We start from the raw sequence: 25,961 nt of genomic DNA on the forward strand, positions 1-25,961 counted from the left end.
GCGTCAGTTCTTCCCGAGGAACGCGGCGTCGGACTCGTCGAGCCGCCGTGCCAGGGCTTCGCGCAGGGCGGGGTGCTCCCGCAGCTCGGGGTCGGGCTCGAGCACGCGTTCGGCCTCGCCGCGTGCGTCGACGATGAGGTCGGCGTGCTCGACGACGCGGAGCAGGTTCAGCGACGACCGGCCGCCGGACTGCCGCTCGCCGAGCACGTCGCCCTCGCGCCGGAGCTCCAGGTCGACGCGGGCGAGCTCGAAGCCGTCGTCGGACGCCGCCACCGCGTCGACGCGCTCGCGTGCGGTCGTCTCGGCCTCGGCGGTCGTCACGAGCAGGCACACCCCGGCGTACTGCCCACGACCGATGCGACCGCGCAGCTGGTGGAGCTGGGAGACCCCGAAGCGGTCGGCGTCGAGCACCGCCATCATCGACGCGTTCGGCACGTCCACGCCGACCTCGATCACGGTCGTCGCGACGAGCACGTCGACGTCGCCGGCCGCGAAGGACGTCATGACGCGGTCCTTCTCGTCCGCGGTCATCCGCCCGTGCAGGACCTCGATCCGTCGGTCCTGCAGGACCGGCATGGCCCGCATCCGCTCGGCCGTCGCGAGCACCGTCGCCGGTGCGTGCTTCGGCGCGTCGTCCTCGGCGGGCTCGGGGCCGCCGTCGTCCTCGGCGTGGGCGTCGTCGATCGCCGGGCAGACCACGAAGGCCTGCCGCCCGTCGGCGAGCTCCTCGGCCATCCGGGTCCAGATGCGCCCCTCCCACCCGGGGTGCTCGGCCAGCCCGACGGCGAAGGTCTCGACCCCGGCACGGCCAGACGGCAGCCCGGTGATGGTGGACACGTCGAGGTCGCCGAACACCGTCATCGCGACGGTGCGCGGGATCGGCGTCGCGGTGAGGACGAGCACGTGGGGTGGGGTCGCGCCCTTCGTCCGCAGCGCCTCGCGCTGCTCGACGCCGAACCGGTGCTGCTCGTCGACCACGACCAGACCGAGCTCCGCGAAGTCGACCCGGTCGCCCAGCAGCGCGTGCGTGCCGACGACGAGCCGTGAGCTGCCGGATGCCGCCGCGAGCAGTGCCCGGCGCCGTTCGTCGGTCGACTGCGAGCCCGTCAGGATGACCGGCCGGAGCTCGGCCGCCAGGTCGGGGCCGAGGAACTTGACGATCGACCGGAGGTGCTGCGCCGCGAGCACCTCGGTCGGGGCGATGAGGGCCGACTGCCCACCGGACTCGGCGACCGTCAGCATCGCCCGGATCGCGACCAGGGTCTTGCCGGAGCCCACCTCGCCCTGCACCAGCCGGTGCATCGGCCAGTCCCCCGCCAGGTCGTGCGCGATCTCGGCCCCCACCGCCTGCTGGTCGTCGGTCAGGGTGAACGGCAGCGAGGCGTCGAAACGCTCGAGGGTCCCGCCGGGCGCCGCCCGACGCGGGGTGGCAGCGGTCGCCCGGGCAGCGATGCGCCGCTGCACGAGGGCGGTCTGCAGCACGAATGCCTCGCGGTAGCGCAGCGCGTCCTGCGCGCGCTTGAAGTCGGCGACCTTCTCCGGACGGTGCAGGAGCTCCAGTGCTCGGCGGAACGGCACCAGGCCGAGTCGCGTTCGCGCGGGTGCCGGGATCGGGTCGGGCACGTCGGGCAGGGTGTCGAGGACGACGGCGATCGCCTTCGCGATCTGCCACGAGGTCAGCGACGCCGTCGCCGGGTAGATCGGGATGGGCTGCCGTGACCAGCGGATCGCCTCTTCGTCCTCGGGGTCCGCCGTCGCGCGGGGGTCGTCGCGGTCGAACAGCTCGTAGTCCGGGTGGGCGAGCTGCCGCGCACCCCGGTAGTCGCCGACCTTGCCGGCGAAGATCCCACGGGCACCGGGCACGAGGTCCTTCGTGCGCCACCCCTGGTTGAAGAAGGTGAGCGTGAGCAGGCCCTTGCCGTCACCGATCTTCGCTTCGAGGATCGAGCCGCGTCGAGCGCGCATGGTCCGTTCGCGCACGTCGATGACCTCGGCCACGATCGTGACCGACTCGCCGATCGCGAGCGAGTCGAGCGCGGTCAGGGCGCCGCGCTCCGCGTACCGCCGGGGTGCGTGCTCGAGGAACTCACCGACGGTGCGGTACCCGAAGGCCTTCTCGATCGCCTTCGCCGTCCGTCCGCCGAGGACCCCGCCCAGCCGGGCGTCGAGGGGCGCGGGGCCGAGGTCGGGCCGCACCGGCGGCGCCTCGGTGTCGGGGGTGTCGGAGGTGACCACGCGACCACGGTACCGGGCCGGTCCGACGCACCGCGCGCCTCCCGTCCGGCCTGTGGAAGCCGTGCACGCCGCTACGGTGGCTGCATGACCCGCATCATCGCCGGCGCCGCCGGTTCCACGACGCTCCGGGTGCCGAAGTCCGGCACCCGGCCGACGAGCGACCGCGTGCGCGAGGCCCTGTTCTCGTCGCTCGGCGCGCGCGGGCTCGTGGAGGGCACCTCGGTCGCGGACCTCTACGCGGGGACGGGCGCCCTGGGGCTCGAGGCGGCGTCCCGCGGGGCGGCGGAGGTCGTGCTCGTCGACCGCGCGTCCGCTGCCGCGCAGGCGTGCCGGGCGAACGCGAAGGCCGTGCAGCAGCGGGTGCCGGGGGTGCGGATCGACGTGCAGCCGCAGCCGGCGCTCGGCTACCTGCGGAGCACGGTGCGGACCTTCGACCTCGTCTTCGTCGACCCGCCGTACGAGGTCGCCGAGCAGGAGATCGCGGACGTGCTCGAAGCACTCGTGCCGCGCCTGACGGCGGGCGCGGTGGTCGTCGTCGAGCGGAGCAAGCGGTCGCCGGAGCCGACGTGGCCGGCCGGGTTGGAGCCCTTCAGCAAGCGCAGCTACGGCGAGACCGTGGCGTGGGAGGCCGTCACCCCGGCCTGACGCGGGGCGTGCGGACGCGGGCGGTCGGACGCGGGCGGCCGGGAGGCCCGGCGCGGCTCCGACGGTCAGCCCGCGGCGCCGTCCCAGTCGGCGTACGGGTCCCACCCGGTCGTCGGGACCGGCTCGCCTCCGCGCACCAGGTCCGCGCCGCCGCGGGCGACGACCGCGCCGATGCGCCGGAAGCCGCCCGGCAGCGCCACGCCGGGCGGGAAGGTGGCGAGCAGGCCGTGGTCCTCGCCGCCGTGCAGTGCGAGGTCGTCGGCGCCCGCGACACCGTCGGCATCGAGGTCGAGCGTCACCCGGCTGGCCCGGGCGAGCCGCCCGGCGTCGATCGCCAGCCCGTCGGACAGGTCGAGCATCGCGGTCGCCCCGGCCGTGGCCGCGAGCGGACCGTCGGCGATCGGCGGGACCGGGCGTCGCTGCCGGTCCACGTCGGGGTCGGTGTCCGCGCCGCTCGCGACGGTCGCCGACCGCGAGGGCTCTCCGTGCGCGTCGACGCCGTCGCGGAACAGCCGCGCGAGGCCACGAGCGGCGCGGCCGAGCTCCCCCGAGACCGCGAGGACGTCGCCGGGACGTGCACTCGAGCGGAGCACCGGCGCTCGCCCACCGAGGTCGCCGAACGCCGTCACCGAGACCGTGAACACGGCCGAGGTGGACAGGTCCCCGCCGACCACGCCGCAGCCCGGGGAGAGCGCGTCCACGGCAGCCCGCACCCCGTCCGCGAAGGACTCGAGCACCGCGACGGGAGTCTCCTGCGGCGCGGCCAGGGCGATCACGAGTCCGCTCGGCGTCGCGCCCATCGCTGCGACGTCGGACAGGTTCGTCGCTGCCGCCTTCCACCCGACGTCCGCCGGCGACGACCACGCCCACCGGAAGTCGGGCCCGTGCACCATCATGTCCGTCGTGACGACGAACCGGCCGTCCGGGGCCGCGACGACGGCGCAGTCGTCACCGGGACCGACGTCCGGTGCACCCGCCGGCAGTCGACGGACGATCCGGTCCAGCACGGCGAGCTCCCCCAGCTGTCCCACCGTCGGTCCGGTCCAGGCGTCGTCCATCTCGTCCACGTCCGCAACGGTAGCCTGGACGTCGATGGACACCGTGCGCCGACCCTTCCGCTGGACCGCGATCGCGGGTGTCGCCGTGGCACTCGCCGCCGGGCTGACCGGGTGCACGAACGCCGTGTCGATGGCACCCGCTCCGTCCGCCGACACCGCCGCGTGCGCAGCCGTGCAGGTCCGCCTCCCCACGACCGTCGGGAACGACCTGCCGTTGCGGAACACGAACGCGCAGTCGACGGCCGCGTGGGGCGACCCGGCCGCAGCGCTCTACCACTGCGGCGTCGCGGTGCCGACGGTGTCCGACCTGCCGTGCTTCAGCAAGGGCGGGGTCGACTGGATCCGCGACGACCGCGGGGCGCAGGTCGTCTACACGACCTTCGGCCGGTCCCCGGCGGTGCAGGTCGTCATCGACTCGACGAAGACCACCGACCAGGTCGTGCAGGACCTGTCCGACGTCGTGTCGACGCTGCCGGAGGACGGGCACCGCTGCCTCGACCCCGCGGACGTCCAGGGCTGACGACCGCGTGCGGTGCGCACGGCCAGCCGCACGCGACGCCGGACGTCAGCGGACGGCGACCCGTCCCAGCTCGATGAGCTCGGCGACGAGTTCGCCGTAGGACATCCCGGACGCCGCCCAGCAGCGCGGGTACATCGACAGCGGCGTGAACCCCGGCATGGTGTTGACCTCGTTCACGACGAAGCCGTCGTCGGTCAGGAAGCAGTCCACGCGCGCGAGACCCGCACCGCCGATCGCCTCGAACGCCCGTGCACCGATCGACCGGATCGCGTCGGTCTCGTCGGCGGTCAGGGGCGCGGGGCAGAGGAGCGCCTCGTCGCCGCCCAGGTACTTCGACGCGAAGTCGTAGAAGCCGTCCTCCGCCACGACGATCTCGCCCGGCAGGCTCGTGCGCGGGACACCGTCGCGGCCCTCGAGCACCGCGACCTCGACCTCGCGCCCGACGACGCGCGGTTCGACGATCACCTTCGCGTCGTGCTCGAACGCCAGGTCCATCGCGGCCGCGAGCTGCGACGGCTCGTCGACCCGGGACACGCCCATGCTCGACCCGGCGCGGGCGGGCTTCACGAAGAGCGGCCACCCGTGCACCGCGACGGCCTCGGCGACGCCGTCGGGGTCGGCCGACCACTGCCGGCGGAGCACCGTCGTCCAGGGCGCGACCCGCAGCCCGGCGTGCTCCAGCACGGCCTTCGCGGTGTGCTTGTCCATCGCCAGGGCGCTCGCGAGGACGCCGTCGCCGACGTACGGCAGCCCGGCGACCTCGAGGAGCCCCTGGACCGTGCCGTCCTCACCGAACGGACCGTGCAGGATCGGGAACGCCACGTCGACCGCGATCGTCGTGACCGAGCCGTCCGGGTGCGACACGACCAGCTCGTTCGTGGCCGGCGACGTGGGGAACGCCACACGGGTGCCGTTGTCCGGCACGACGGGGAGCGCACCGTCCCGGAGCGCCCACTGCGCCGGGTCGTCGGACTGCAGGGTGAAGGCGCCCTCCTTCGTGATGCCGATCGGCACGACCGCGTAGACCGAGCGATCGACGACGTCCATGATCCCGCCGGCGGTCACGCAGCTGATCTCGTGCTCGCTGGACCGGCCGCCGAACAGCACGGCGACGGTCGTGGGAGCGGGAGCGATCGTGGGCATGGCAGTCCCCTTGATGGTCGGGACCGGACCGGTCACTCGCCCTGCGGCTCGTCGGTCTCGGTGAGGTGCGGCGCGATGTTGCGCGGGTCGAGCCTACCGGCGAGGACCTCGGCCACCTGGCCGACGATGGGCATGTCGACGCCGTTCGCCGCCGCCAGTTCGAGGATCGGGGCCACCGATGCCAGGCCCTCCGCGGTCTGGTTCATCTGGCGCACGACCTCGTCGAAGCGGTACCCCTGACCGAGCAGGCGGCCGGCCGTGTTGTTCCGCGACAGCGGGGACTGGCAGGTCGCGATCAGGTCGCCGAGGCCGGCGAGCCCGGACAGGGTCGACGGCTGCGCACCGAGCGACACCGCGAAGTCGGTCATCTCGGCGAGCCCGCGTGTGATGATCGACGCCTTGGTGTTCTCGCCGTAGCCGACGCCGTCGACGATGCCGATCGCGACCGCGATGAGGTTCTTCAGCACGCCGCCGAACTCCGTGCCGATGACGTCGGTGTTCGTGAACGAGCGGAAGTACGGGTTCGTGGCGACCGCGGCCACCGCGGTCGCCGTCTCGAGCGACGTCGACGACACGACCGCGGCGGTCGGCTGCCGACGGGCGATCTCGAGCGCCAGGTTCGGTCCGCTCGCGACCGCGATCCGGTCGCGGTCGATGCCGAGACCCTCGTGCAGGACCTCGCTCATCCGCAGGCCCGTGGCCTTCTCGACGCCCTTCATCAGGCTCACGACGGGGACGCCCTCGGGCAGCAGCGGCGCGATCGCGGACAGGTTCGACCGGAGCGTCTGCGACGGCACCGACACGTACACCTGCTCGGCGCCGTCGAGCACCGCGGACAGCGACGTCGACGCGGTCAGCGTGCGCGGCAGGTTGATGCCCGGCAGGTAGTCGGAGTTCCGCTTCGTCTCGGTGATCTCCCGTGCGACCTCGGGCCGACGTGCCCAGACGACGGTGTCGGCACCGCCCTCGGCCAGCACCTTCGCGAAGGTGGTCCCCCAGCTGCCCGCACCGATGACGGCGACGCGCGGCTTGTCGGTGGACTGCATGACCACGCGGATGGCTGCGGTGTCGACGGCGCCTGGGGCTGCCACGGCGGGGTCCGGGTGGTCGTCGTGCGGGCGCAGGCCCGAGCGGTCGTCAGTCAAACTTCCCGGTCTCCTTCTGGTCGTTGGCGGCCGGGTCCCACCGGGTCGCCGGTGCCTGCTCGCCACGGAGCTCCTCGAGCAGCTCGGTGATCCGGCGCATGAGCAGGTCGGTCGCCGCCAGCAGGGTCTTCTGGTCGAGCGGCTTCCCGCGGTACGCCGACAGGTCGACCGGGTCGCCGACGATCACGTCGACGCGCGACGGCGGGAACAGCCGGAGCTTCTTCGCGTACCGGCCCATGATCCGCTGCGTGCCCCAGTGGGCCATCGGGATGAGCGGGACGTCGTTCTCGAGCGCGATCCGCACCGCGCCGGTCTTGCCGCGCATGGGCCACAGGTCGGGGTCACGGGTGAGCGTGCCCTCGGGGTAGACGATGATCGCTCCACCCTGCTCGATGACGGACCTGCCGCCGCCGAGCGGGTCGTTCAGGCGCGTGCGGCCGGAACGCTCGACCGGGATCTGCCCCATGCCGGCCATGAGCTTGCCGACGACCGGCACCCGGAAGATCGACGCCTTCGCGAGGAACCGCGGCGCACGGCGGGACAGCCAGACGGCGGTGCCGACCACGAGCGGGTCGATGTTCGTGAAGTGGTTCGGGGCCAGCACGAAGGCGCCGCCCTCCGGCAGGCGCTTCGGTCCGTGCCAGTGGTAGCGGGCGGTGAACCGGAAGACCGGGATCACCACGGACGCCGTGATGCGGAAGGCGGTGTTCAGCTCGCCGCGCCGCCACCGGCGCCCCGGGTTCGGGAGGCCCGTGGTGACGTCGGAGGCGGACGCACGCCGTGCCTCCAGGCCGTCACCCGCGCCGCTCGCCGTGCCGTCGCCGCCCGTCGTGCCCTCCACGCGCCTAGCCCGCGAAGTCGAAGTCGGCGCCGAGCTTGCGCAGCTTCGGGATGAAGTGCTCGTACCCGCGGCTGATGATGCCGACGTTCGTGATGTGCGACTCGCCCTCGGCCGTCAGGGCCGCGATGAGGTGGCTGAAGCCGCCGCGCAGGTCGGGGACGCGGACGTTCGCGGCGTGCAGCGTCGTCGGGCCGGTGATGACCGCGGCCTGCTCGAACGGGCGGCGGGCGACACGGCGGTCGTGCCCGGGCAGCCCCTCCTTGTGCACGACGATGTCGGCACCCATCTCGTTCAGGGCGTCGGTGAAGCCGAAGCGGTTCTCGTACACGGTCTCGTGCACGATGCTCGTGCCCTCGGCCTGGGTCAGCGCGACGACGAGCGGCTGCTGCCAGTCCGTCATGAAGCCGGGGTGGACGTCGGTCTCGACGACGACCGGGCGCAGGGTCTCGCGCTCGCGGTAGAAGCGGATGCCGTCCTCCTGGATGTCGAACCCGCCACCCACCTTGCGGAAGACGTTGAGGAACGTCATGAGGTCCTGCTGGTCGGCACCCTCGACGAAGATGTCGCCGTTGGTGGCGAGCGCGGCGGAGGCCCAGCTCGCGGCCTCGTTGCGGTCGTTGATCGCGCGGTGCGTGTACCCGCGCAGCGACTCGACGCCCTCGATGAAGATCGTGCGGCTCGGCTCGACCGTGACGATCGCGCCCATCTTCTGCAGGATCGCGATGAGGTCCATGATCTCGGGCTCGATCGCCGCGTTGCGGAGCTCGGTGACGCCCTCGGCCAGGACCGACGAGAGCAGGACCTGCTCGGTCGCCCCGACGCTCGGGTACGGCAGTTCGATCTTCGCACCCTTGAGACCGTCCGGGGCCGTGAGGTGGATGCCGTTGAGCTGCTTGTCGACCACGGCACCCATCGCGCGCAGGGCGTCGAGGTGGAAGTCGATCGGACGGTCGCCGATGCGGCAGCCGCCGAGGTCGGGGATGAAGGCCTCGCCGAGCTTGTGCAGCAGCGGACCGCAGAACAGGATCGGGATGCGGCTCGAGCCGGCGTGGGCGTCGATCTCGGCGAAGTGCGCCGACTCGACGTTCGCCGGGTCGAGGATGAGCTCGCCTCGTGCAGGGTCCGTGATCCGCACACCGTGCACCTCGAGCAGGCCGCGGACGACCTTCACGTCGGAGATGTCCGGCACGTCCTTGAGGATCGACGGGGTGTCGCCGAGCAGCGAGGCGACCATCGCCTTGGTCGCGAGGTTCTTCGCGCCGCGGACCTCGATGCGCCCCACGAGCGGCTTGCCGCCCCGGATGACGATCTCGTCCGACTTGAGGCCGACGCGGGCCCCTGCTGCTGCTGCGTCCTGTACGAGGGAGTTCACTACTTCACCGGCAATGTCTTCGGCCGCCATCGGGAGCGGCGGGATTCGAACTCCGTGATCGAGGACTCGTCACGGAGGGTGAGCCCGATGTCGTCGAGCCCTTCCATCAACCGCCAACGAGTGTAGGCGTCGATCTCGAAGGGCACGTCCACCGCGCCGAGCGACACGCGCTGCGCGACCAGGTCGACGGTCGCCTCGATGCCCGGGTTCGCCGCGATCTCGGCCCAGAGTGCCTCGACTTCCGGTTCGGTCACGATCGCGGTGACCAGACCCTGCTTGCCCGCGTTGCCCTTGAAGATGTCCGCGAAACGACTCGACACCACCACGCGGAAGCCGAAGTCGCGGAGCGCCCAGACCGCGTGCTCGCGGCTCGACCCGGTCCCGAAGTCCGGGCCGGCGACCAGCACCTGCGCCCCCTGGTAGACGGGCTGGTTCAGCACGAAGTCGGGGTCCTGGCGCCACCCGGCGAACAGGGCGTCCTCGAAGCCGGTCTTCGTGACGCGCTTGAGGTAGACCGCGGGGATGATCTGGTCGGTGTCGACGTTCGAGCGCTGCAGCGGCGCGGCGATCCCGGTGACGGTGGTGATCTTGTCCATCAGTTGGCTCCTTCAGCGGTCGCTGCCGTCGCGGCGGTGTCGTCGGTGACCGTCGCGATCGCGTCGTCGGTCTCCAGGTCCCACGGGCTCGACAGCGTGCCCCGGACCGCGGTGGCGGCGGCGACGAGCGGCGAGACCAGGTGCGTGCGGCCGCCCTTGCCCTGCCGCCCCTCGAAGTTGCGGTTCGAGGTGCTCGCGCACCGCTCCCCCGGTGCGAGCTGGTCGGGGTTCATGCCGAGGCACATCGAGCAGCCGGCGAACCGCCACTCCGCGCCGAAGTCGGTGAACACCTTGTCCAGCCCCTCGGCCTCGGCCTCGAGCCGGACCCGGGCGGACCCCGGCACGACCATGACCCGCACGCCGTCCGCCTTCTTCCGTCCCCGGATGACCGACGCGAAGGCCCGGAGGTCCTCGATGCGCGAGTTCGTGCAGGACCCCATGAAGACCGCGTCGACCGCGATGTCCTTCATCGGTGTGCCGGCCTCGAGGTCCATGTACTCGAGCGCACGCTGCGCGGCGGCCTGGTCGTTCGGGTCGCTGTAGCCCGCGGGGTCCGGGACCGTCTCGGACAGCGACACGCCCTGGCCGGGGTTCGTGCCCCACGTGACGAAGGGCTCGAGCTCGTCCGCGTCGATGAAGACCTCGGCGTCGAAGACGGCGTCGTCGTCGGTCGCCAGCGTGTCCCAGTACGCGACGGCGTCGTCCCAGTCCTGACCGGTCGGTGCGTGATCGCGGCCCTGCACGTAGTCGTAGGTGGTCTGGTCGGGGGCGACCATGCCGGCGCGGGCACCGGCCTCGATCGACATGTTGCAGATCGTCATGCGCCCCTCCACCGAGAGCGAGCGGATCGCCGAGCCGCGGTACTCCAGCACGTAGCCCTGCCCGCCGCCGGTGCCGATCTTCGCGATCACGGCGAGGATGATGTCCTTCGCCGTGACGCCGGGGCGCAGGGTGCCCTCGACCGTGATCGCCATCGTCCTGAACGGCTTCAGCGGCAGGGTCTGGGTGGCGAGGACGTGCTCGACCTCGCTCGTGCCGATGCCGAACGCCATCGCGCCGAACGCACCGTGGGTCGACGTGTGCGAATCGCCGCACACGACGGTGATGCCGGGCATCGTCAGGCCGAGCTGCGGGCCGACCACGTGGACGATGCCCTGCTCCTTGTCGCCGAGCGAGTGCAGACGGACGCCGAACTCCTCGCAGTTGCGACGCAGGGTCTCGATCTGCGTGCGGCTCGTCGGGTCGGCGATGGGCCGGTCGATCGCGAGGGTCGGGGTGTTGTGGTCCTCGGTCGCGATGGTCAGGTCGAGGCGACGCACCGGGCGGCCGGCCTGGCGGAGGCCGTCGAAGGCCTGCGGGCTCGTGACCTCGTGCACGAGGTGGAGGTCGATGTAGAGGAGGTCCGGGCTCCCGTCCTCGCCCTTGACCACGACGTGGTCGTCCCACACCTTCTCGGCGAGCGTCTTTCCCATCGGCCCGGCCCTTCCTCATCGACGTTGCGGTACCGCTCTCGCGGCTCGGTCCGGCGAGTCTAGCAGGTTGGTATACCAACGCGGGCCGGGACGGACGGGAGGCGCGGTGCGGCGCCGCCACGCGCCTCCCGTCCGGCCGTGGTGCGGTCCGGACGAGGCGACCCGCGTCGGCGACACCCGTCGCGGTGGGAAGATGGTGACGACATGACGACGCCTGCGCACTCGACCCGGACCACCAACCTCGAGGGCGCAGCCCGCGCCGCGATCGCGGGCGGCGCACCGCTCGCGCTGCTCATCGCCCTGGGGATGCCGGGCTACGCGGCGTTCGCGATGTTCGCCGGCTTCACGGCGATCTTCGGCGCGACCGAGCCGTACCGCCAGCGTGCCGTCACGACCGGCGTCGCCGGTGCGCTCCAGGCGGCGTGCATGCTCGCGGGCATCGGCGTCGCGTTGCTCGGGCACCCGCTGTGGCTGCAGGCGGTCGGGCTCGTGGTGGTGCTCGTCGTCGCCGTGTGCACGCTCACGGCGCTGCAGACGATCCCCGCGCAACCGATCTTCCCGGTCTTCGCGTTCGTCGTCTCCTCGCTCGTCCCGCTGCGGCCCGCCGACCTGCCGACGGTCCTGCTGATCATCGTCGGCTCGGTCGCGTGGGCGTGGCTCGTGGCGATGTCGGGCGCGGTGCTCCGTCGACTCCTGCACCCGCGGGCGCCGCACCGCTTCCGGCCGCTGGCGGCACGCAAGCACCGCACGCTCGACGTCCTGCGCACGCCGGCGCTGCGGGAGACCGTCGCCCTCAACGTCGTCGGGTCCGTCGTGGCCGGAGCGGTCGCCGTCACGATCCCCGGGCTCGGACACCCGTACTGGGCGGTGATCGCTGTGGTGTCGACGCTGCCCGCGCTCCGGCAGCGGCACACGCTGCGTCGCGCCTGGCAGCGGGTGGTCGGCACCGTCGGGGGCACGGTCGTGGCCGTGGGGATCCTGCTGCTCGAGCCGAGCGTCTGGTGGATCGTCGTGATCGCCGTCGTCGGGCAGTTCTTCGCGGAGATCTTCGTCGCGCGGCACTACGCCGTGACCCTGCTGTTCCTCACGCCGCTCGCGCTCGCCGTGTCGTGGCTGAGCCTGCCCGAGGCGCCGGAGCTCCTCGCGCTCGACCGCATCGCGCAGACGCTGCTCGGTGCGCTCGTGAGCGTCGCGCTCCTGGTGGTCGGGCGGTTCGTCGAGCGTCGACGAGGCCGGCCGCTCGGCGCGACGAGCGCGATCCGCACCGTCTGACGCGGCGTCGGCGCGGCGCCGACGCGGCGCGGCGCCGACGCGGCGCGCCGGTGCCGCGCAGCGCCGGTGCCGCGCGCCCTGTCGCGCGCACAGCCGCGAGCACGTCGCGCCGCGGGAACACGTGGCGCGACGTGCCCCGGGTCGTGCGGGAGCAGGACGCACCAGCGAGCGCGCGCCGGACGGGAGGCGCGTGGTCAGCCCGCACCGCGCCTCCCGACCGCAACCGGGTCGCCTGTCACGCGCACAGCCGCGAGCACGTCGCGCCGCGGGAACACGTGGCGCGACGTGCCCCGGGTCGTGCGGGCGCAGGACGCGCAAGCGGGCGCGCGTCAGTCGCGCGGGGCGACGTTCCAGGAGTCGATGACGGGGCGGCCGTGCTCGTAGCCGAGCGAGCTCACGGTGGCGGTGCCGAGCTTGAGCACGGCTCCGTCCTGCGGCGCGAGGCGGATCCAGGCGGCACCGAGCGCGCGGAGCACGTGTCCGTGCGCGACCACGATCGCGTCGTCGCCCTCGGCGAGGACCGGACGGACGCGGTTCAGGACCCGCTCGACGCGGACCCGGACCTCGGCGGCGTTCTCCCCCGGGGTGTCGCCGGCAGGGACCCCGTCGGTCCAGAGGTCCCACGGGCCGTGCCGCTTGACCTTGATCTGCGGGGTGGTCAGGCCCTCGTACGCGCCGTAGTCCCACTCGTACAGGTCCTCGTCGAGCTCGGGGTCGACGCCGACGAGCGCAGCGGTGTCCCGCGCGCGCTGCAGCGGGCTCGAGAGCGCGAGCGCGAAGGTGCGGTCGGCGAGGTACCGGCCGGCGCGCTTCGCCTGCTCGATGCCCTCGTCGGTGAGCGGGATGTCGGTGCGGCCGGTGTGCTGACCGCTCTTCGACCACTCCGTCTCTCCGTGGCGGACGAGGACGAGTTCGCCGGGGCGTTCCGAGGTCATGTGTTCCTTCCGATGAGCAGGCCGAGCGCGGCTGCGCCGACCGAGACGACGAGCATCCCGAGGCCGTTCAGGACGGCGGTCCGGGTCTTGCCGGATCGGAGGAGCTGCACGGTCTCGACGCTCGCCGTCGAGAACGTCGTGTACCCGCCCATCATGCCCGTCCCGAGCACGGCGACCACCGAGGGGCCGAGGGCGCCGGTCTCCCCGAGCCCGGTGACGAGCCCGAGCACGAGCGATCCCGTGACGTTGATGACGAGCGTGCCGAGCGGGAAGCGTCCGAGCGCGGTGCCGTCCACCCGGGCCTTGACGGTGCCGTCGAGCCAGCAGCGCAGCGCAGCGCCGACCCCGCCGCCGAGGGAGACCAGCAGGAGTCCGAGCACGGTCACCGGGCACCCCCGCTCCGAGCGCCCCGGGAGCGCCGAGCGCCGGCGACCCACGCTCCCGCTGCCGCGGCGGCCAGCCCGAGCACCACCGACAGCAGCGCGTACCCGGCGCCGGCGCCCCACCGCCCGACGTCGAGCAGCCGGGCGGTGTCGTCGGCGAGGGTCGAGTAGGTCGTGAAACCACCGAGGACGCCCGTGCCGACGAACAGCCGGAGCGCCCGACGTCGGCCGAGGTCCGGACCCGCGTGCGCGAGTGCCTCCAGGAGCACCCCGAGGCAGAACGCTCCGACGACGTTGATGCCGAGGATCGTCCAGCTGATGCCGTCCACCGCGGGGAACGCTGCGGCGAGCGCAGCCCGCACGCCGGTGCCGATCGCACCGCCGAGCGCGACGAGTCCGAGGTACCGCCAGCGACGGTGCGGGGGCCGGTCGGTCGTGCGGGTGTCCACGGACGTCAGTCCACCAGGGCGGCCACGCCCTCGACCTCGACGAGCTGGTCGTCGTAGCCGAGGACGGTCACCCCCGTCAGCGTGCTGGGCACGTCGTGGTCCCCCATCGCGGCCCGGACGACCTCCCACGCGGCGACGAGGTCGGCCCGGTCGGACGACGCCACGAGCACGCGGGTGTGCAGGAGGTCGCCGAGTCCGGCGCCGGCCGCGGCGAGCGCCGTCTCGAGGTTGGCCATGCACCGAGCGGCCTGGGCACGGTGGTCCCCCACGGCGACGGTGCGACCCTGCTCGTCGAGCGGGCAGGCCCCGGCGAGGAACACCAGTCGGGCACCGGCAGGCGCGGTGGCGGCGTACGCGTACTCCGCCACGGAGCTGAGTCGGTCGGAGCGGATGAGCTGCACGGCGCTGGTCACCCTGCCAGCCTGCCACGACCGGACCCGCGGGAGCGTGCCCGCCGCCCGCGGGACCGGCCCGGAGCCGCCCGTGTGAGCGGACCCTCAGCGTGCGACGGGGTTCGCCGTGCGACCCGCCCGGATGAGCGAGTCGGTCTGCGCCGACAGGTCGACCATCTGCAGGGTGTTCCGCAGCTGCAGCCGGTTCAGGCACGAGTGCTCGAAGTCCGGCACGCGGAGGTCGATCGGCCGCGCCCGTCCCGCCGCGGCGTCGTCCACGCAGGAGCCGACGAGCCGCCAGAAGACGCGGCTCGGCAGGACTCCGTCGTCGTCGAGGATCGCCGCGAGGTACCGGAGCACCCCGTCGAACACGTCGGTGAAGACGCCGAGCGCCGCCTCGTCGTCGTCCACGGGGTGCACGATCCGCTCGATCCCGGCGGGCACCGGGACGTCCCCGACGACCACGACCTCCTCCCCGATGTCCTTCATGAACACGCGGGACACCGCACCGTCGCGCAGCACGAGCACGAGGTTCTCGCCGTGCGGCATGAACAGCAGCTGGTGCTCGGTGAGGCAGTGCACGACGGGGCGGAGGTACGCGTGAAGGTACCGCTCGACCCACGACGCGGCGTCGAGCCCCGACTCCGCGACGAGCGCAGCAGCCACCGACCGACCCCTCGCGTCCCGGTGGAGCAGCGCCGCCATGGTGATCGGCCGCTCCCCCGGCAGCAGGCGCGGCACCGGGCTCTCCCGCCAGAGCGCCGCGAGCATCTTCCGCTGCGGTGCACCCTGCTGCGCGGACACGGCCCCGATCCGGTGCCAGACGTCCCCCGTGTACCCGATCGCCGCGTGCTCGCGGAGCACCCCGAAGCCGGCGTCGGCCAGGACCGGATCGGACCCCACGAGGTCGGCCACCCAGTCGTTCACCGCGGGCGCGGTCCGCATGTACGCCGGTGACATCCCCCGCAGGAAGCCCATGTTCTGCACGGCGAGCGCCGTCTTCACGTACGACCGCTCCGGCCGGGAACGGTTGAACGCGGTGCGGATCGACTGCTGCGGCTGGTGGTCGTCCGGCCCCTCGCCGAGGTCGACGAGGTCCTGCCGCCCGAGGTCCGGGGCGAACGTCACCGCGATCCGGTGCTGCCACTGCCAGGGGTGCACCGGGAACCACGTGTACTCCGCGGGGTCGAGCCCGCGTCGGTCGAGCACCTCGTGGAAGCGCGCGACCGTCGACGCGTCGAGCTCGGCGTCCCAGTGATGGTGCTCGGACCGGTCCGCGGCGAGCGCCAGGTGCGTGTGCTCACGACGGGCTGCGAGCCACCGGTACCGGAAGCGCCCGCCGGACTCGGGGGCGAACGCGCGGTACTCGTCGAGCCCGAACCCGATCCGCCCGTTCGCGGCGACGAACGCCGGGTGCCCCTCGGTCATCGCGGCCTCGGCGTCCTGGAACCCCGCGACCACGTCGCCGTCCGACCGGCCGCGGGCGAGCTGCGCGGCGGAGGGGCCGCCGCGCCGGTGCTTCGCCGCGGCGCTGGCGAGCGTCGAGGCGATCTCCTCCAGGTACGTCCCGAGGAGGGCGTCGGGGATCCCGAGCTGCTCGTGCAGCGCGAGCACGAGGTCCTGTGCATCGAGCGGCGCCGGGACGCCCGCGCGGCTGCGGGTGAGCGAGGCCTCGTCGACGACCCAGTGCTCGAGCGTGTGCACCCGCGCGCGGAAGCGGTAGGTCGAGTCCCCGGCGTCGAGCACCCAGCCCGCACCGTCGGGCCGTGGGGCGACCAACCGTTCGTGCGTGAACTCCGCGATCGCCTTGGCGACGAGGTGCCGCTCGGCCGGCTCGAGGTGCTCCGGCCGCAGGTGCGCGGCGGGTCCGTCGTCGTCGGGCGTGCCGATCCGGCCGGTGTCCAGGACCGACAGCAGCGCGCGCTTGCCGTCGACGTCGACCTCGCGCAGGACACGGAACCCGACCTCGGCGTTCTTCCGCTGCACCGCCGTGTTGCGCACGTCCGGCTCGACGACGACCCGCTGCGCGCCGAGGGCGTCGCGGCAGTGCTCGACCACCGCTCGCATCACGGCACGTGTCAGCCCGTGGACACGTCCCTCGTCGGGCGGCGGAGCGACGAGCAGGTGCATGCCGACGTCGCCCGGTTCCGCGTCCCACACGTCGGTGAGCAGCACGGCCGCCGGGTCGTAGGTCTCCGCGTACGCGACGGGCTCGCCCTCCCACCGGAGCACCCACCCCGCCTGCGCCGGGTCCTCCTGCACCGAACGGAGGTACGTGCGGACCGCGTCGGTGTCGTGGTCGGACATCGCCCACCACGAGGACGCCGGGGCGGCGAGCCACGCCTGCACGACGGCGGCGTCGCGGTCCGGGACCACCGGGTGGACGGACGGGAGGCCCGTGGTCGCGTCCGCCCGTGCGGCGACGGTCGCCAGGGCGCTCACGACGCGGCCCCGGCGGTCGCGGTCCGACGGGCTGCCGCGGCTGCGGCGCTCGCCGGGGCGTCGGCGACGGGACCGGCCGCAGCGTCCGGCCCGGTGCCGGCCGCAGCGGCCGCTCCGGTGTCGGCAGCAGCGTCCGGAACCGGCCGTCCACCGGGCAGGCCGAACTCCTGGAAGGCGATCCGCTCCTCCAGGCCGTACACGGACCGCCCCGTGACGGAGCGGATGATCGAGGCGTTCCGCCACGCCCCCATCCCGAGGTCGGGGGCGGTCAGACCGTGCGTGTGCTCCTCGGCGTTCTGCACCCAGATCCGTCCGCCGAGGGTGTCGACGTGCAGGTCGCGTGCGACGGCGAACCGACCGCGGTCGTCACGGCGGACGAGGTGCTCGACCGGGGCGAGGAAGTCCGGGTCCCGCGGTCGGTACCCGGTCGCGAGGACGAGCCGGGCTACCTCGTGCACCGCCTCGGTGCCGAGCTGCGCGTGTCGGAGGGTCAGTCGGAAGCGGTCCCGCTCGGGCAGCCACGCAGCCGCGACGACGCTGGTGTCGGTCCGGAGCGTCGTCGGGACCGGCCCGCGGGCGCTGATCCGGTAGAGCGTGTCGTAGACCTCGTCCACCAGGTCGGCGCTGATGCCCTTGTACAGCCCCCGCTGCTCGCGACCGAGCCGGTCTCGCACCTCGCCGGGCAGGGCGTGGAAGTGGTCGGTGTACTCCGGGCTCGTCATCTCGAGCGTGAGCTTGGTGTCCTCCATCGGGAAGAACCGGGGCGATCGGGTGATCCAGTCGAGGCGGTAACCGCCGTCGCGGATGCCCTCGAGCAGGTCGCGGTAGACCTCGGCCGCGGACTGCCCGCTCCCGACCACGGCGATCGAGTCGGCGCTCCGGAGCGCGTCACGCGCCGGCAGGTACCCCGCGGAGTGCACGACCGGTCCGTCGAGGTCGCGGAGCGCCTCGGGCACAGCGGGTTCCGTGCCGATCCCGAGCACGACGTGCCGGGCGACGTACCGCTCGGACCCGCTCGGGGTCTCGGCGTGCACGGTGAACAGGTCGGTGTCCTCGTCGTGCTCGACGGCGACGACCCGACGGCCCCAGCGCAGCGTGTCGAGCCGTTCGGCGGCCCAGCGGCAGTAGGCGTCGTACTCCACGCGCAGGGGGTGGAAGTCCTCGCGGATGAAGAAGGGGTAGAGCCGCCCGGTCTCCTTGAGCCAGGCGAGGAACGAGAACGGCGACGTCGGGTCCGCCATGGTCACGAGGTCGGCCAGGAACGGGACCTGGATGGTGGCGTCGTCGAGCATCATGCCGTGGTGCCAGGCGAAGCCGTCGGCCTGGTCGAGGAACACGGCGTCGAGGTCGTCGATCGGGTCGGTCAGGCAGGCGAGCCCGAGGTTGAACGGGCCGATCCCGATCCCGACCAGGTCGAGGACGCGGCCGGCACCGTCGCCGGTGTCGCTGGTCCTGGTGCTGGTGGCGCTGGTGCTGGTGGTGCTGGTGCTGGTGCTGGTGGTCACCGGGTTGCTCCCGTCGTCGTGCCGGCCGTGCTGGGGACGCCGCTGGCGTGCAGGCGCGCCGCGGTGTCGACCACGTGGTCGAGCGCCGCGACGACCTGCGTCGTGCTCGTGGTGGGGTTGAGCAGGGTGAGCTTGCTGCACGGACGGCCGTCGATCACGGTCTTCGCGACGAGTACCCGCCCCTCGGCGAGCAGGGCCGCGCGCAGCGGCGCGACGAGTGCGTCGGCCTCGGCGTCCGACACCCCGTCCGGCTGCCAGCGGAAGAGCACCGTGCTCAGCTGCGTCGGCGCGACGAGCACCAGGTTCGGGTGTGCCGCGACGTGCTCGTGCACCCGCTCCGTGACGTCGAGCACCGCGTCGAAGGCCCGTCCGATCGCCTCGGCGCCGCTCGCCCGGAGGGTCGCCCAGAGCTTGAGGGCGTCGAACCGTCGGGTGGTCTGCAGGGACTTGTCGACCTGGTTCGGCTCGTCGGCGTCCTCGGGGTTGAGGTAGTCCGCGTGCCACGAGGCCCGGCGGAGGTCCTCCGGGTCCCGCACGAGCAGCGCGCTCGACGACACCGGCTGGAAGAACGACTTGTGGAAGTCCGCGGTGACGCTCCGCGCTCGTCCGATGCCGGCGAGCAGGTGTCGGCGGGTCGGGGACACGAGCAGACCGCAGCCGTACGCGGCGTCGACGTGCAACCAGACGTCCTCGAGGTCGCAGACGTCGGCGATCGCCTCGAGCGGGTCGATGCAGCCGCGGTCGGTCGTGCCCGCGGTCGCGACGACGGCCGCGGGCGTCCGGCTCTCGCGCCGGGCGTCGGCGATCGCGTGGGCGAGGGCGTCCGGTCGCATCCGGCCCGCTGCGTCGGCGGCGACGTCGACCACGGCACGTTCCGGCAGGCCGAGCAGCATCGCGGACTTCCGGACGCTGAAGTGGCTCGACGCGGTGGCGAACACGACGAGGTCGTCGAGTGCCGGCGAGCGGTGCGCACGGTCTCCCGCGCGGAGCGGTGCGGTCGCGGCCTGGCGCGCCAGGAGCAGGGCGTGCAGGTTCGACTGGGTCCCACCCGAGGTGAAGACCCCGTCCCCCGTCGGGAAGCCGATCGCGTCCGTGACCCACCGGACCGTCCGACGTTCGATCTCGGTGCCGATCCGCGACTGGTCCCAGGTGTCGACCGACGGGTTGACCGCCGCGAGGACCGCCTCGGCAGCGACCGCGGGCACCGCCACCGGACAGTTGAGGTGCGCGAGGTACCCGGGGTCGTGGAACCAGACGGCCTCCGCGGTGAAGAGGTCGTCGACCTCGGCGACGGCGGCCTCCGCCGACCCGAGCGGTCGGTCGAGGTCGACCGCCGCGATCCGCTGTCGGAGGACGGCGGCGGGCGTGTCGGTGGTCGGCGCGGTGACGGCCGCGAGTCGGTCGGCGGTCCGGTCGACCGCGCCCCGGACGACCCTGCGGTACCGGTCGGAGCGGTCGGACGTGAGGAGTTCGAGCAATGGCGTGGAGCTGTTCACGTTAGGTAAGGCTAACCTCACTCCTCCGCGGAACGGAAGCCACACCCGGGGGAAGACCGGTCGTTCTGTCGCGCTCGGCCCGCCCCGGCCTGCCCCGGTACGCTCACCGGGTGACCTGCCCTCCGTCCGCCGCCGACGCCGACGCGGAAGCGACCGCCGACGCAGTCGCGACGGTCGACGCAGTCGCGACCGCCGACGCAGTCGCGACCGTCGACGCAGTCGCGACCGTCGCCGTCATCGGCGCGGGGCAGGCCGGACTGTCGGTCGCGCACCACCTGCGCCGACGCGGGTTCCGCGCCGTGTCCGGCGCCGGGGACCGCGGCGGGCCGGCCGGCAGGACCGTCGTCGTGCTCGACGCGAACCAACGGCCAGGAGGCGCGTGGCAGCACCGGTGGGCGTCGCTGCGGATGGCCACGGTGAACGGCATCCACGACCTGCCCGGCACGCCGCTCCCACCCGTCGACCCTGCGGAGGAGGCCCGCACCGCGGTCCCCCGCTACTTCGCCGACCACGAGGCGCGCGAGGCCCTCCCGGTGCTGCGGCCCGTCCGCGTGCGGTCGGTGACACCGGTCGACGACCGCCCCGACGGGGCACTCCGTCTCGACACGGACCACGGCTCGTGGCTGGTGCGCGCCGTGGTGAACGCCACCGGCACGTGGGACACCCCGGTGGTCCCGGACGTGCCGGGTGCCGCATCCTTCCTCGGCGAGCAGCTGCACAGTCGCGACTTCGTCGACGCCGAGCACTTCCGCGGCAGGCGCGTGGCCGTCGTCGGCGGCGGGATCTCCGCGGTGCAGCTGCTCGGGGAGATCAGCCTCGTCACCTCGACCGTCTGGTACACCCGGCGCGAACCGGTGTTCCTGCCGGGCGGCTTCGTCCACGAGGTCGACGGCGTCGACGTGGAACGACGCGTGGCCGCCGACGTCCGGGCCGGTCGACCGCCGGCGAGCATCGTGTCGTACACCGGACTGATCTGGACCGGCGCGCTGCGTGACGCCGCTCGGCGCGGTGTGCTCGAGCGGCGGCCGATGTTCACGCGGGTCCGACCGCACGGCGTCGTGGAGGCCGACGGCACCGACACCTCGGTGGACGTCCTGCTCTGGGCGACCGGGTACCGCGCGGACCTCGACCACCTGGCGCCGATGCACCTGCGCGGCCCGCTCGGCGGCGTCCCGGTCGCCGGTACGCAGGTGACCGACGAGCCGCGCGTGCACCTCGTCGGGTACGGCCCGTCGCAGTCGACCGTCGGGGCGAACCGCGCGGGCCGGGCCGCCGCCCGCGACCTGGACCGCTGGCTCGACACCCACGAGGGCACCCGCGGGGACGGTCGACCGCCGAGTGCTGACGTCGAGCGCTGACCGCCGCACCCCGGACCCGGTCAGCGTCTCGCCGAGCGGTGCCGCCGAGCAGCCTCAGACCACCGGGACCGGTGGGAGCTCGCGGTCGGTCTCGGCGACGCGGGTGGCCTTCGCCGCGAGGCCCTGCAGCGGCCCCTCGAGCAGCACCCTGTCGGCGACGTGGCGGAGCGCGAGCCCGAGCCGGGTCCGGGGGTAGGCGAACCGGACGATCCCGCGCGGGATGCCCTGCACGTCGTCCACGAGCGGTCGCATCCAGTCGTCGAACGCCGCGAGCGCACGGTCGAGGTCCGCACGGTCCGAGGAGCGACCCGTGACCGATGCGGCGAGCACGTACCCGCTGGTGAGGGCGAGCGACGCGCCTCCTCCGCCCATGGGCGTGACGCACCACGCCGCGTCGCCGACGAGGGCCACGCGGCCCCGTCGCCAGACGGGCATCCGCACCTGGGTGAGCCGGTCGACGTAGACGTCGTCCGACGTGGCGAAGCCGTCGAGCACACGGCGCGACTGCCACCCGGCGTCGGCGAACCGTTCCTCGAGCCCCGCCTGCACCCCCGTGCGCTCGGCGCCGGTCACCCCGTCGTCGTCGCCGGCCCAGGCCAGGATCGCGCGGGTCGTGTCGTACGGGTCGGGGCGCAGGTGCACCTGGCGTCCACCGACGGCGTTGTACCAGCGCCACCGTCGGTCGTCGGAGTCCGTCCGAGGGATCGTCCCGAACGCCATCGTGACGCCCAGGTCCCGCTCGGCGACGTCGCCCGGGTGGTCGAACACCAGCGCCCGGGTGGTCGACCGGACACCCTCGGCGACCACGAGCAGGTCCGCCCGGAGCGTCCGACCTGAGGTCGTCGTGACGGCGACGTGTCCGGGCGCGGTGTCGTCGACGTCGGTGATCCGCTCACCGAAGACGAAGGGCACCTCGTCGGGCAGCGCGTCGCGGACCGTGCGGGCCAGGTCGCCCCGGAGCACCTCGAGCTCGGCGGTCGCGCCGTCCGGCCCCTCGGGCAGGGTCGCGGTCACCCGTCCCTCGGTGTCGACCAGGACGGTCCCGGTCTCGGTGGTGTTCGCGGCACGGACCGCATCCGTCAGCCCCATCCGCTCGAGCACCTGCTTCGCGACGCCGCGGACGTCGACGTTCTGCCCACCGTCACGGAAGGCCGGAGCGCGTTCGACGACGGTGACGTCCCAACCGGTGTGCCGGAGCCACCAGGCGGCGGACAGACCTGCGATGCTCGCTCCCGAGATCACTGCGTGTGGTGCGGACATGTCCTGCTCCTCGTGTGCTGCGCGGTCGGCTGGGACCGACCGCTCGTGCTTTACAGTGAAGCGACTTGACTGTGGAGGAACCTGGATGCCCGACATCGACCCGCTCACGACAGACTGGCAGGACGACGAGGTCGCCGTCATGCACCACCTCCGGGACTGGGCCGTGGCGTTCGAGGAGCTCGACCGGCACCTCGGCGTGTGGATGGGGATGTCGACGACGGATGCGAACGCCCTCGGTCAGGTGCTGTGGGCCGAGCAGGCGGGCGAGCCGCTCTCCCCCGCGCGGCTCGCCCGGCAGATCGGCATGACGTCGGGTGCGACCTCGGTGCTCGTCGACCGGCTCGAGACGGCAGGGCACGTGACCCGCCACCGCGAGAGCACGGACCGCCGGCGGGTGACCCTGCGCGCGACCGCCGCGGCGCGGGCTGCGAACGAGGCGTTCCTCGCGCTCGCCGGGCGCGAGATCGCCGGCGCCCTCCGCGAGAGCGACCCCACCGAGCTCCGGGCCGCACTGCGGTTCCTCGCGCGGATGACGACGGCCGCGACCGCGGCGAACACGCGCCTCGCGGCGCGTCGGAGCGGTGGTTCGACCACCGCGACCGCCCACTGATCGACGGGCGGCGCCTCGCCGGGAGCAACGGGCTCCGCATCCCCGAGAGCACCGCCTCGCCGCGAACGACGAGAACCCCTCCGGGCCGGAGCTCGGAGGGGTTCTCGGGTGTGGTGACCCCAGCGGGATTCGAACCCGCGTTACCGCCGTGAGAGGGCGACGTACTAGGCCGCTATACGATGGGGCCGCACGCCCCGCTCGAGAGCGGGACACACTCGTTGTCGGACTCGGAGGCTAGCCACCTGTGGTGACCCCAGCGGGATTCGAACCCGCGTTACCGCCGTGAGAGGGCGACGTACTAGGCCGCTATACGATGGGGCCGTTCCGACAACCCGATAAGTATGGCACAACGCGCGCACGCTGCCAAAACGGGGCGTGTCGCCCGGGTGTGCCGCGCCTCCGGGCGGATCCGCAGTGTCTCAGATCGTGAGCGACTCGCCGGGCCGGAGCACGACGAGTTCCCCGTCCCCGAGCGCCTCGCGCTGCCGGTCGGTGTGCATGGCGAAGCCGATCTCGGACAGCGTCGCCTCGTGCACCGGGTAGGCGCGCCGCGGACCGACCGCGGCGATCCAGTCCATCATCTCCTCGACCTTGAGCCACGGTGCGCCGACCGGAGCAGCGAGGACCTCGACGGGGACGCCGGGCACCGTGTACGCGTCCCCGGGGTGGAAGAGACGACCGTCCACCAGCACCCCGGTGTTGTCGACGAGGGGCACCGAGGAGTGGATGCGCTGGTGCCGGGCGCCGTGCAGGTCGAGCGTGAAGGGGCCGACCTCGCGGTGGTCACCGTCGCCGACCACCTCGACCGTGATGCCCGCGTCGGCGAGCGCCGCGGCCACGCCCGACGGCCCGAGGACCACCGCGTCCGGATTCCGGTCGAGGATCCCGTGCAGCTGCTCGGGGGTGCCGTGGTCCGGGTGCTCGTGCGTCACGACGACGGCCACGACCCCGGTCACGTCGACCGGGCGGGTGAACCCGCCGGGGTCCAGGACGAGCCGTGCCCCGTCCTTCGTGACGACCTGGCACGCGTGCTCGAGCTTGGTGACCTCCATGCGGGCGACCCTACGCGCGTGGCTGCGGGGTTCCGCACGGGTCCCGCCACGGTCCTGGCACGCCGTTGTCGGACGTCGATGCGTGCCCGTAGCGTCCGGGACATGGCCACCACCACCGCCGTCGCCCTGCCCGGACCCCGGCGCGTCGTGCACGTCGACCTCGATGCCGCGCTGCCGGAGCTCGTCGCCGACGGGACCGGTACGGAGGCCCTCGTCGTCGGACGCCGCGACGGGTACCCCGTCTGCACGGCCGGGCTGACGCTGACGGCCGACCCGTCCGACGCCGCGCGGGTGCTGCGGGCGCTCGCCGCATCGTCGTCCGTGACCACCCCGACCGCGCCGGCCCCCGTGCACGACGACGACCTGCCGTCGGTCTCCGTCGTCGTGTCCACCGTGGTCGACCGCGTCGAGGGCCTCGGTCGGTTGCTCGACGCCCTCGAGCGCCACGACCACCCGGAGCACGAGGTCATCGTGGTCGACAACCGTGTCCGGGTCCCGGAGGACGACCCGCTGCCGGCCCTGCTCGCGGGACGCCGTGTCCGACTCGTCGAGGAACGGCGCCCCGGGCTGTCCGCCGGGCGGAACGCGGGGATCGCTGCGGCACGGGGCGAGGTCGTGGCGTTCACCGACGACGACGTGCAGGTCGACCCGCGCTGGCTCCGTGCCCTCGTCGAGCGCTTCGTCCGTGAGCCGGAGCTCGACGCCGTCGTCGGCGTGGTCCTGCCGACCGAGCTCGCGACGCCCGCGCAGGTCTGGTACGAGGCGTACTACGGCGGCTTCAGCGGCGAGCGCTCCTTCGAGCCGGTGACCATCGTCCCCGAGGACGTGCCCGGCGCGATGCGCTTCGCCCGCGTGGCCGCGGTGCGACCGGACGGCTCGGTCCGGCGACGGTTCCCGGTGTACGGCATCGGTGCGTACGGCGCCGGCGCGAACATGGCGTTCCGCCGGACACTGCTCGAGTCGGTCGGTGGGTTCGACCCGACCCTCGGCGCCGGGTCCCCCGCACGCGGCGGCGAGGACCTGGCGATGTTCGTCGAGACCCTCTGGCGCGGCGGACGCATCGGCTTCGAACCCCGCGCCGTCGTGCACCACCGGCACCGCCGGACCGTCGCGGAGCTGCACGCGCAGCTGCACGGCAACGGCGTCGGGTTCGCCGCCCTGCTCTGCGCACTCGTGGCCCGGGACCGACGACACGTCGCCGTCCTCGCTCGGCTCGTCCCCCTCGCGGCGACAGCGAAGGCCCGGGTCGCGGCCGCGGCCCTGTTCCGCGGCCGTGGCGCCGACCACCGACGGGCCGCGGACCCGACCCTCCCGGCTCCGGCGAGCACACCGGTGCCGCGGTCGCTGGCGTACCACGAGCTCCGGGGGTTCCCCGCGGGACCGTCCGCATGGCTCCGCAGTCGTCGACGCTGGCGCGCCGTCAGGGCGGGACGTCCCCTCGCCGGGTGACCCGGAGGCGCAGCGCCACGCGTGACCGTAGGATCGGTCACGTCCGACGACTGCGTCGGGCGCGAGGAGGGCGCATGCTGCTGGGTACCGACACCGAGCGCCGTGACGTCCCGGCGGACGACGCCACGGGTCCAGCGCCGGTGCTGCACCTCGTCGCGCCGAGCGCGACGGACGCCGCCACGTGCGCGTGCGGCCACCAGCGGGAGGCGCACGAGCACTACCGACGCGGCTCGGACTGCGCGCTCTGCGACTGCCCGCGCTTCCGTCGCCGGGGCTGACCGCCGCGCTCGAGCGGTACCGCGTGCGGGAAACCGCTGCATCCCCGCAGCCG

General features: G+C 73.6%; 24 protein-coding genes and 2 tRNA genes. 7 read left to right on the forward strand and 19 right to left on the reverse strand.

From position 1 onward, the window contains the following. Positions 1 to 3: 3 nt before the first annotated feature. Positions 4 to 2,196, reverse strand: a complete 2,193-nt coding sequence (locus tag NI26_RS09760; RefSeq protein WP_066658366.1) for an ATP-dependent DNA helicase RecG — start codon at positions 2,194 to 2,196, stop codon at positions 4 to 6. A 123-nt stretch (positions 2,197 to 2,319) separates the two neighbouring features. Here NI26_RS09760 and NI26_RS09765 point away from each other — a divergent pair, with 123 nt between their 5' ends. After that, complete coding sequence (locus NI26_RS09765) at positions 2,320 to 2,880, forward strand: RsmD family RNA methyltransferase (protein WP_066654862.1); 561 nt, start codon at positions 2,320 to 2,322, stop codon at positions 2,878 to 2,880. Positions 2,881 to 2,945: 65 nt separating this feature from the next. On the opposite strand, the gene thiL is transcribed toward NI26_RS09765, so the two are convergent. Continuing rightward, positions 2,946 to 3,938 carry a thiamine-phosphate kinase gene (gene thiL, locus NI26_RS09770; RefSeq protein ID WP_066658369.1) on the reverse strand — a complete coding sequence of 331 codons (993 nt, stop codon included), beginning with the start codon at positions 3,936 to 3,938 and terminating at the stop codon, positions 2,946 to 2,948. 34 nt (positions 3,939 to 3,972) lie between these two features. Here thiL and NI26_RS09775 point away from each other — a divergent pair, with 34 nt between their 5' ends. After that, a complete protein-coding gene (locus tag NI26_RS09775; protein ID WP_066654863.1) occupies positions 3,973 to 4,458 on the forward strand; it encodes a DUF3515 family protein in 486 nt (161 codons plus the stop codon). Positions 4,459 to 4,503: 45 nt separating this feature from the next. Here the strand turns inward: NI26_RS09775 and NI26_RS09780 are convergent, their stop codons facing one another. The 6 genes from NI26_RS09780 to leuC form a co-directional block, all read right to left on the reverse strand. Next, complete coding sequence (locus tag NI26_RS09780; protein ID WP_066658373.1) at positions 4,504 to 5,601, reverse strand: D-alanine--D-alanine ligase family protein; 1,098 nt, start codon at positions 5,599 to 5,601, stop codon at positions 4,504 to 4,506. Positions 5,602 to 5,633: 32 nt separating this feature from the next. Continuing rightward, complete coding sequence (locus NI26_RS09785) at positions 5,634 to 6,647, reverse strand: NAD(P)H-dependent glycerol-3-phosphate dehydrogenase (RefSeq protein WP_066658371.1); 1,014 nt, start codon at positions 6,645 to 6,647, stop codon at positions 5,634 to 5,636. A gap of 91 nt (positions 6,648 to 6,738) precedes the next feature. Next, positions 6,739 to 7,587 carry a lysophospholipid acyltransferase family protein gene (locus NI26_RS09790; protein ID WP_235426341.1) on the reverse strand — a complete coding sequence of 283 codons (849 nt, stop codon included), beginning with the start codon at positions 7,585 to 7,587 and terminating at the stop codon, positions 6,739 to 6,741. A 4-nt stretch (positions 7,588 to 7,591) separates the two neighbouring features. After that, complete coding sequence (gene murA / locus NI26_RS09795) at positions 7,592 to 8,959, reverse strand: UDP-N-acetylglucosamine 1-carboxyvinyltransferase (RefSeq protein WP_066654865.1); 1,368 nt, start codon at positions 8,957 to 8,959, stop codon at positions 7,592 to 7,594. Next, positions 8,959 to 9,555 (reverse strand): 3-isopropylmalate dehydratase small subunit, encoded by a 597-nt coding sequence (gene leuD, locus NI26_RS09800; protein WP_066654867.1) that lies wholly within the window; start codon positions 9,553 to 9,555, stop codon positions 8,959 to 8,961. Before leuD ends, murA begins: the two co-directional genes overlap by 1 nt. Beyond that, positions 9,555 to 11,027: a 3-isopropylmalate dehydratase large subunit gene (leuC, locus tag NI26_RS09805; RefSeq protein ID WP_066654868.1), complete on the reverse strand. Its 1,473-nt coding sequence runs from the start codon at positions 11,025 to 11,027 to the stop codon at positions 9,555 to 9,557. Before leuC ends, leuD begins: the two co-directional genes overlap by 1 nt. Positions 11,028 to 11,231: 204 nt before the next feature. On the opposite strand from leuC, the gene NI26_RS09810 reads away from it, so the two are divergent. Then, the gene (locus NI26_RS09810) at positions 11,232 to 12,299 is read left to right on the forward strand and encodes an FUSC family protein (RefSeq protein WP_066654869.1); all 1,068 of its coding nucleotides are present in this window, start codon (positions 11,232 to 11,234) and stop codon (positions 12,297 to 12,299) included. A 329-nt stretch (positions 12,300 to 12,628) separates the two neighbouring features. Here NI26_RS09810 and NI26_RS09815 read toward each other — a convergent pair whose 3' ends face one another. The 7 genes from NI26_RS09815 to NI26_RS09845 all read right to left on the reverse strand — a co-directional run bounded on the left by NI26_RS09815 (position 12,629) and on the right by NI26_RS09845 (position 19,901). Continuing rightward, a complete protein-coding gene (locus NI26_RS09815) occupies positions 12,629 to 13,234 on the reverse strand; it encodes a histidine phosphatase family protein (RefSeq protein ID WP_066654871.1) in 606 nt (201 codons plus the stop codon). Then, a complete protein-coding gene (gene crcB, locus NI26_RS09820; RefSeq protein ID WP_066654873.1) occupies positions 13,231 to 13,620 on the reverse strand; it encodes a fluoride efflux transporter CrcB in 390 nt (129 codons plus the stop codon). The genes NI26_RS09815 and crcB overlap by 4 nt, the downstream gene beginning before the upstream one ends. After that, on the reverse strand, positions 13,617 to 14,066 hold the full coding sequence (locus NI26_RS09825; protein WP_066654875.1) for a fluoride efflux transporter FluC: 450 nt from the start codon (positions 14,064 to 14,066) through the stop codon (positions 13,617 to 13,619). The genes crcB and NI26_RS09825 overlap by 4 nt, the downstream gene beginning before the upstream one ends. A gap of 5 nt (positions 14,067 to 14,071) precedes the next feature. Continuing rightward, positions 14,072 to 14,479: a RidA family protein gene (locus tag NI26_RS09830; protein ID WP_066654877.1), complete on the reverse strand. Its 408-nt coding sequence runs from the start codon at positions 14,477 to 14,479 to the stop codon at positions 14,072 to 14,074. Positions 14,480 to 14,563: 84 nt separating this feature from the next. Beyond that, positions 14,564 to 16,900, reverse strand: coding sequence for a GNAT family N-acetyltransferase (locus NI26_RS09835; RefSeq protein ID WP_066654878.1), 2,337 nt, complete (start codon positions 16,898 to 16,900; stop codon positions 14,564 to 14,566). Then, complete coding sequence (locus NI26_RS09840; protein ID WP_081984922.1) at positions 16,897 to 18,405, reverse strand: SidA/IucD/PvdA family monooxygenase; 1,509 nt, start codon at positions 18,403 to 18,405, stop codon at positions 16,897 to 16,899. Before NI26_RS09840 ends, NI26_RS09835 begins: the two co-directional genes overlap by 4 nt. Then, entirely contained in the window at positions 18,402 to 19,901 is a 1,500-nt protein-coding gene (locus NI26_RS09845) for a pyridoxal phosphate-dependent decarboxylase family protein (RefSeq protein ID WP_235426342.1), read from the reverse strand. The genes NI26_RS09840 and NI26_RS09845 overlap by 4 nt, the downstream gene beginning before the upstream one ends. 236 nt (positions 19,902 to 20,137) lie before the next feature. Between NI26_RS09845 and NI26_RS09850 the strand changes: the two genes are divergently transcribed. Next, on the forward strand, positions 20,138 to 21,259 hold the full coding sequence (locus NI26_RS09850; protein WP_066658377.1) for an NAD(P)-binding domain-containing protein: 1,122 nt from the start codon (positions 20,138 to 20,140) through the stop codon (positions 21,257 to 21,259). A gap of 54 nt (positions 21,260 to 21,313) precedes the next feature. Here the strand turns inward: NI26_RS09850 and NI26_RS09855 are convergent, their stop codons facing one another. Further along, on the reverse strand, positions 21,314 to 22,519 hold the full coding sequence (locus NI26_RS09855; RefSeq protein ID WP_066654881.1) for an FAD-dependent monooxygenase: 1,206 nt from the start codon (positions 22,517 to 22,519) through the stop codon (positions 21,314 to 21,316). An 85-nt stretch (positions 22,520 to 22,604) separates the two neighbouring features. Between NI26_RS09855 and NI26_RS09860 the strand changes: the two genes are divergently transcribed. Further along, complete coding sequence (locus NI26_RS09860) at positions 22,605 to 23,129, forward strand: MarR family winged helix-turn-helix transcriptional regulator (protein ID WP_066654882.1); 525 nt, start codon at positions 22,605 to 22,607, stop codon at positions 23,127 to 23,129. A 111-nt stretch (positions 23,130 to 23,240) separates the two neighbouring features. Here NI26_RS09860 and NI26_RS09865 read toward each other — a convergent pair. The 3 genes from NI26_RS09865 to NI26_RS09875 all read right to left on the reverse strand — a co-directional run bounded on the left by NI26_RS09865 (position 23,241) and on the right by NI26_RS09875 (position 24,181). Next, positions 23,241 to 23,316: transfer RNA gene (locus tag NI26_RS09865), tRNA-Glu, on the reverse strand. Between the two features lie 58 nt (positions 23,317 to 23,374). After that, a tRNA-Glu gene (locus NI26_RS09870) sits at positions 23,375 to 23,450 on the reverse strand. A 98-nt stretch (positions 23,451 to 23,548) separates the two neighbouring features. Beyond that, a complete protein-coding gene (locus NI26_RS09875) occupies positions 23,549 to 24,181 on the reverse strand; it encodes an MBL fold metallo-hydrolase (RefSeq protein WP_066654883.1) in 633 nt (210 codons plus the stop codon). A gap of 102 nt (positions 24,182 to 24,283) precedes the next feature. Here NI26_RS09875 and NI26_RS09880 point away from each other — a divergent pair, with 102 nt between their 5' ends. Both NI26_RS09880 and NI26_RS09885 read left to right on the forward strand, forming a co-directional pair. Further along, the gene (locus NI26_RS09880) at positions 24,284 to 25,630 is read left to right on the forward strand and encodes a glycosyltransferase (protein WP_066654884.1); all 1,347 of its coding nucleotides are present in this window, start codon (positions 24,284 to 24,286) and stop codon (positions 25,628 to 25,630) included. A gap of 74 nt (positions 25,631 to 25,704) precedes the next feature. Next, complete coding sequence (locus NI26_RS09885; protein WP_066654886.1) at positions 25,705 to 25,908, forward strand: hypothetical protein; 204 nt, start codon at positions 25,705 to 25,707, stop codon at positions 25,906 to 25,908. Positions 25,909 to 25,961: the final 53 nt, after the last annotated feature.

It is taken from the genome of Curtobacterium sp. MR_MD2014 (genome assembly GCF_000772085.1).
GTDB lineage: Bacteria > Actinomycetota > Actinomycetes > Actinomycetales > Microbacteriaceae > Curtobacterium.

What these genes read in the sequence shown, in the direction of transcription:
- NI26_RS09765 (WP_066654862.1), top strand. Translation starts at nt 2,320, where the DNA reads ATGACCCGCATCATCGCCGGCGCCGCCGGTTCCACGACGCTCCGGGTG.
- thiL (WP_066658369.1), bottom strand. Translation starts at nt 3,938, where the DNA reads ATGGACGACGCCTGGACCGGACCGACGGTGGGACAGCTGGGGGAGCTC.
- NI26_RS09775 (WP_066654863.1), top strand. Translation starts at nt 3,973, where the DNA reads ATGGACACCGTGCGCCGACCCTTCCGCTGGACCGCGATCGCGGGTGTC.
- NI26_RS09780 (WP_066658373.1), bottom strand. Translation starts at nt 5,601, where the DNA reads ATGCCCACGATCGCTCCCGCTCCCACGACCGTCGCCGTGCTGTTCGGC.
- NI26_RS09785 (WP_066658371.1), bottom strand. Translation starts at nt 6,647, where the DNA reads ATGCAGTCCACCGACAAGCCGCGCGTCGCCGTCATCGGTGCGGGCAGC.
- leuD (WP_066654867.1), bottom strand. Translation starts at nt 9,555, where the DNA reads ATGGACAAGATCACCACCGTCACCGGGATCGCCGCGCCGCTGCAGCGC.
- leuC (WP_066654868.1), bottom strand. Translation starts at nt 11,027, where the DNA reads ATGGGAAAGACGCTCGCCGAGAAGGTGTGGGACGACCACGTCGTGGTC.
- NI26_RS09810 (WP_066654869.1), top strand. Translation starts at nt 11,232, where the DNA reads ATGACGACGCCTGCGCACTCGACCCGGACCACCAACCTCGAGGGCGCA.
- NI26_RS09815 (WP_066654871.1), bottom strand. Translation starts at nt 13,234, where the DNA reads ATGACCTCGGAACGCCCCGGCGAACTCGTCCTCGTCCGCCACGGAGAG.
- NI26_RS09855 (WP_066654881.1), bottom strand. Translation starts at nt 22,519, where the DNA reads ATGTCCGCACCACACGCAGTGATCTCGGGAGCGAGCATCGCAGGTCTG.
- NI26_RS09860 (WP_066654882.1), top strand. Translation starts at nt 22,605, where the DNA reads ATGCCCGACATCGACCCGCTCACGACAGACTGGCAGGACGACGAGGTC.
- NI26_RS09875 (WP_066654883.1), bottom strand. Translation starts at nt 24,181, where the DNA reads ATGGAGGTCACCAAGCTCGAGCACGCGTGCCAGGTCGTCACGAAGGAC.
- NI26_RS09880 (WP_066654884.1), top strand. Translation starts at nt 24,284, where the DNA reads ATGGCCACCACCACCGCCGTCGCCCTGCCCGGACCCCGGCGCGTCGTG.
- NI26_RS09885 (WP_066654886.1), top strand. Translation starts at nt 25,705, where the DNA reads ATGCTGCTGGGTACCGACACCGAGCGCCGTGACGTCCCGGCGGACGAC.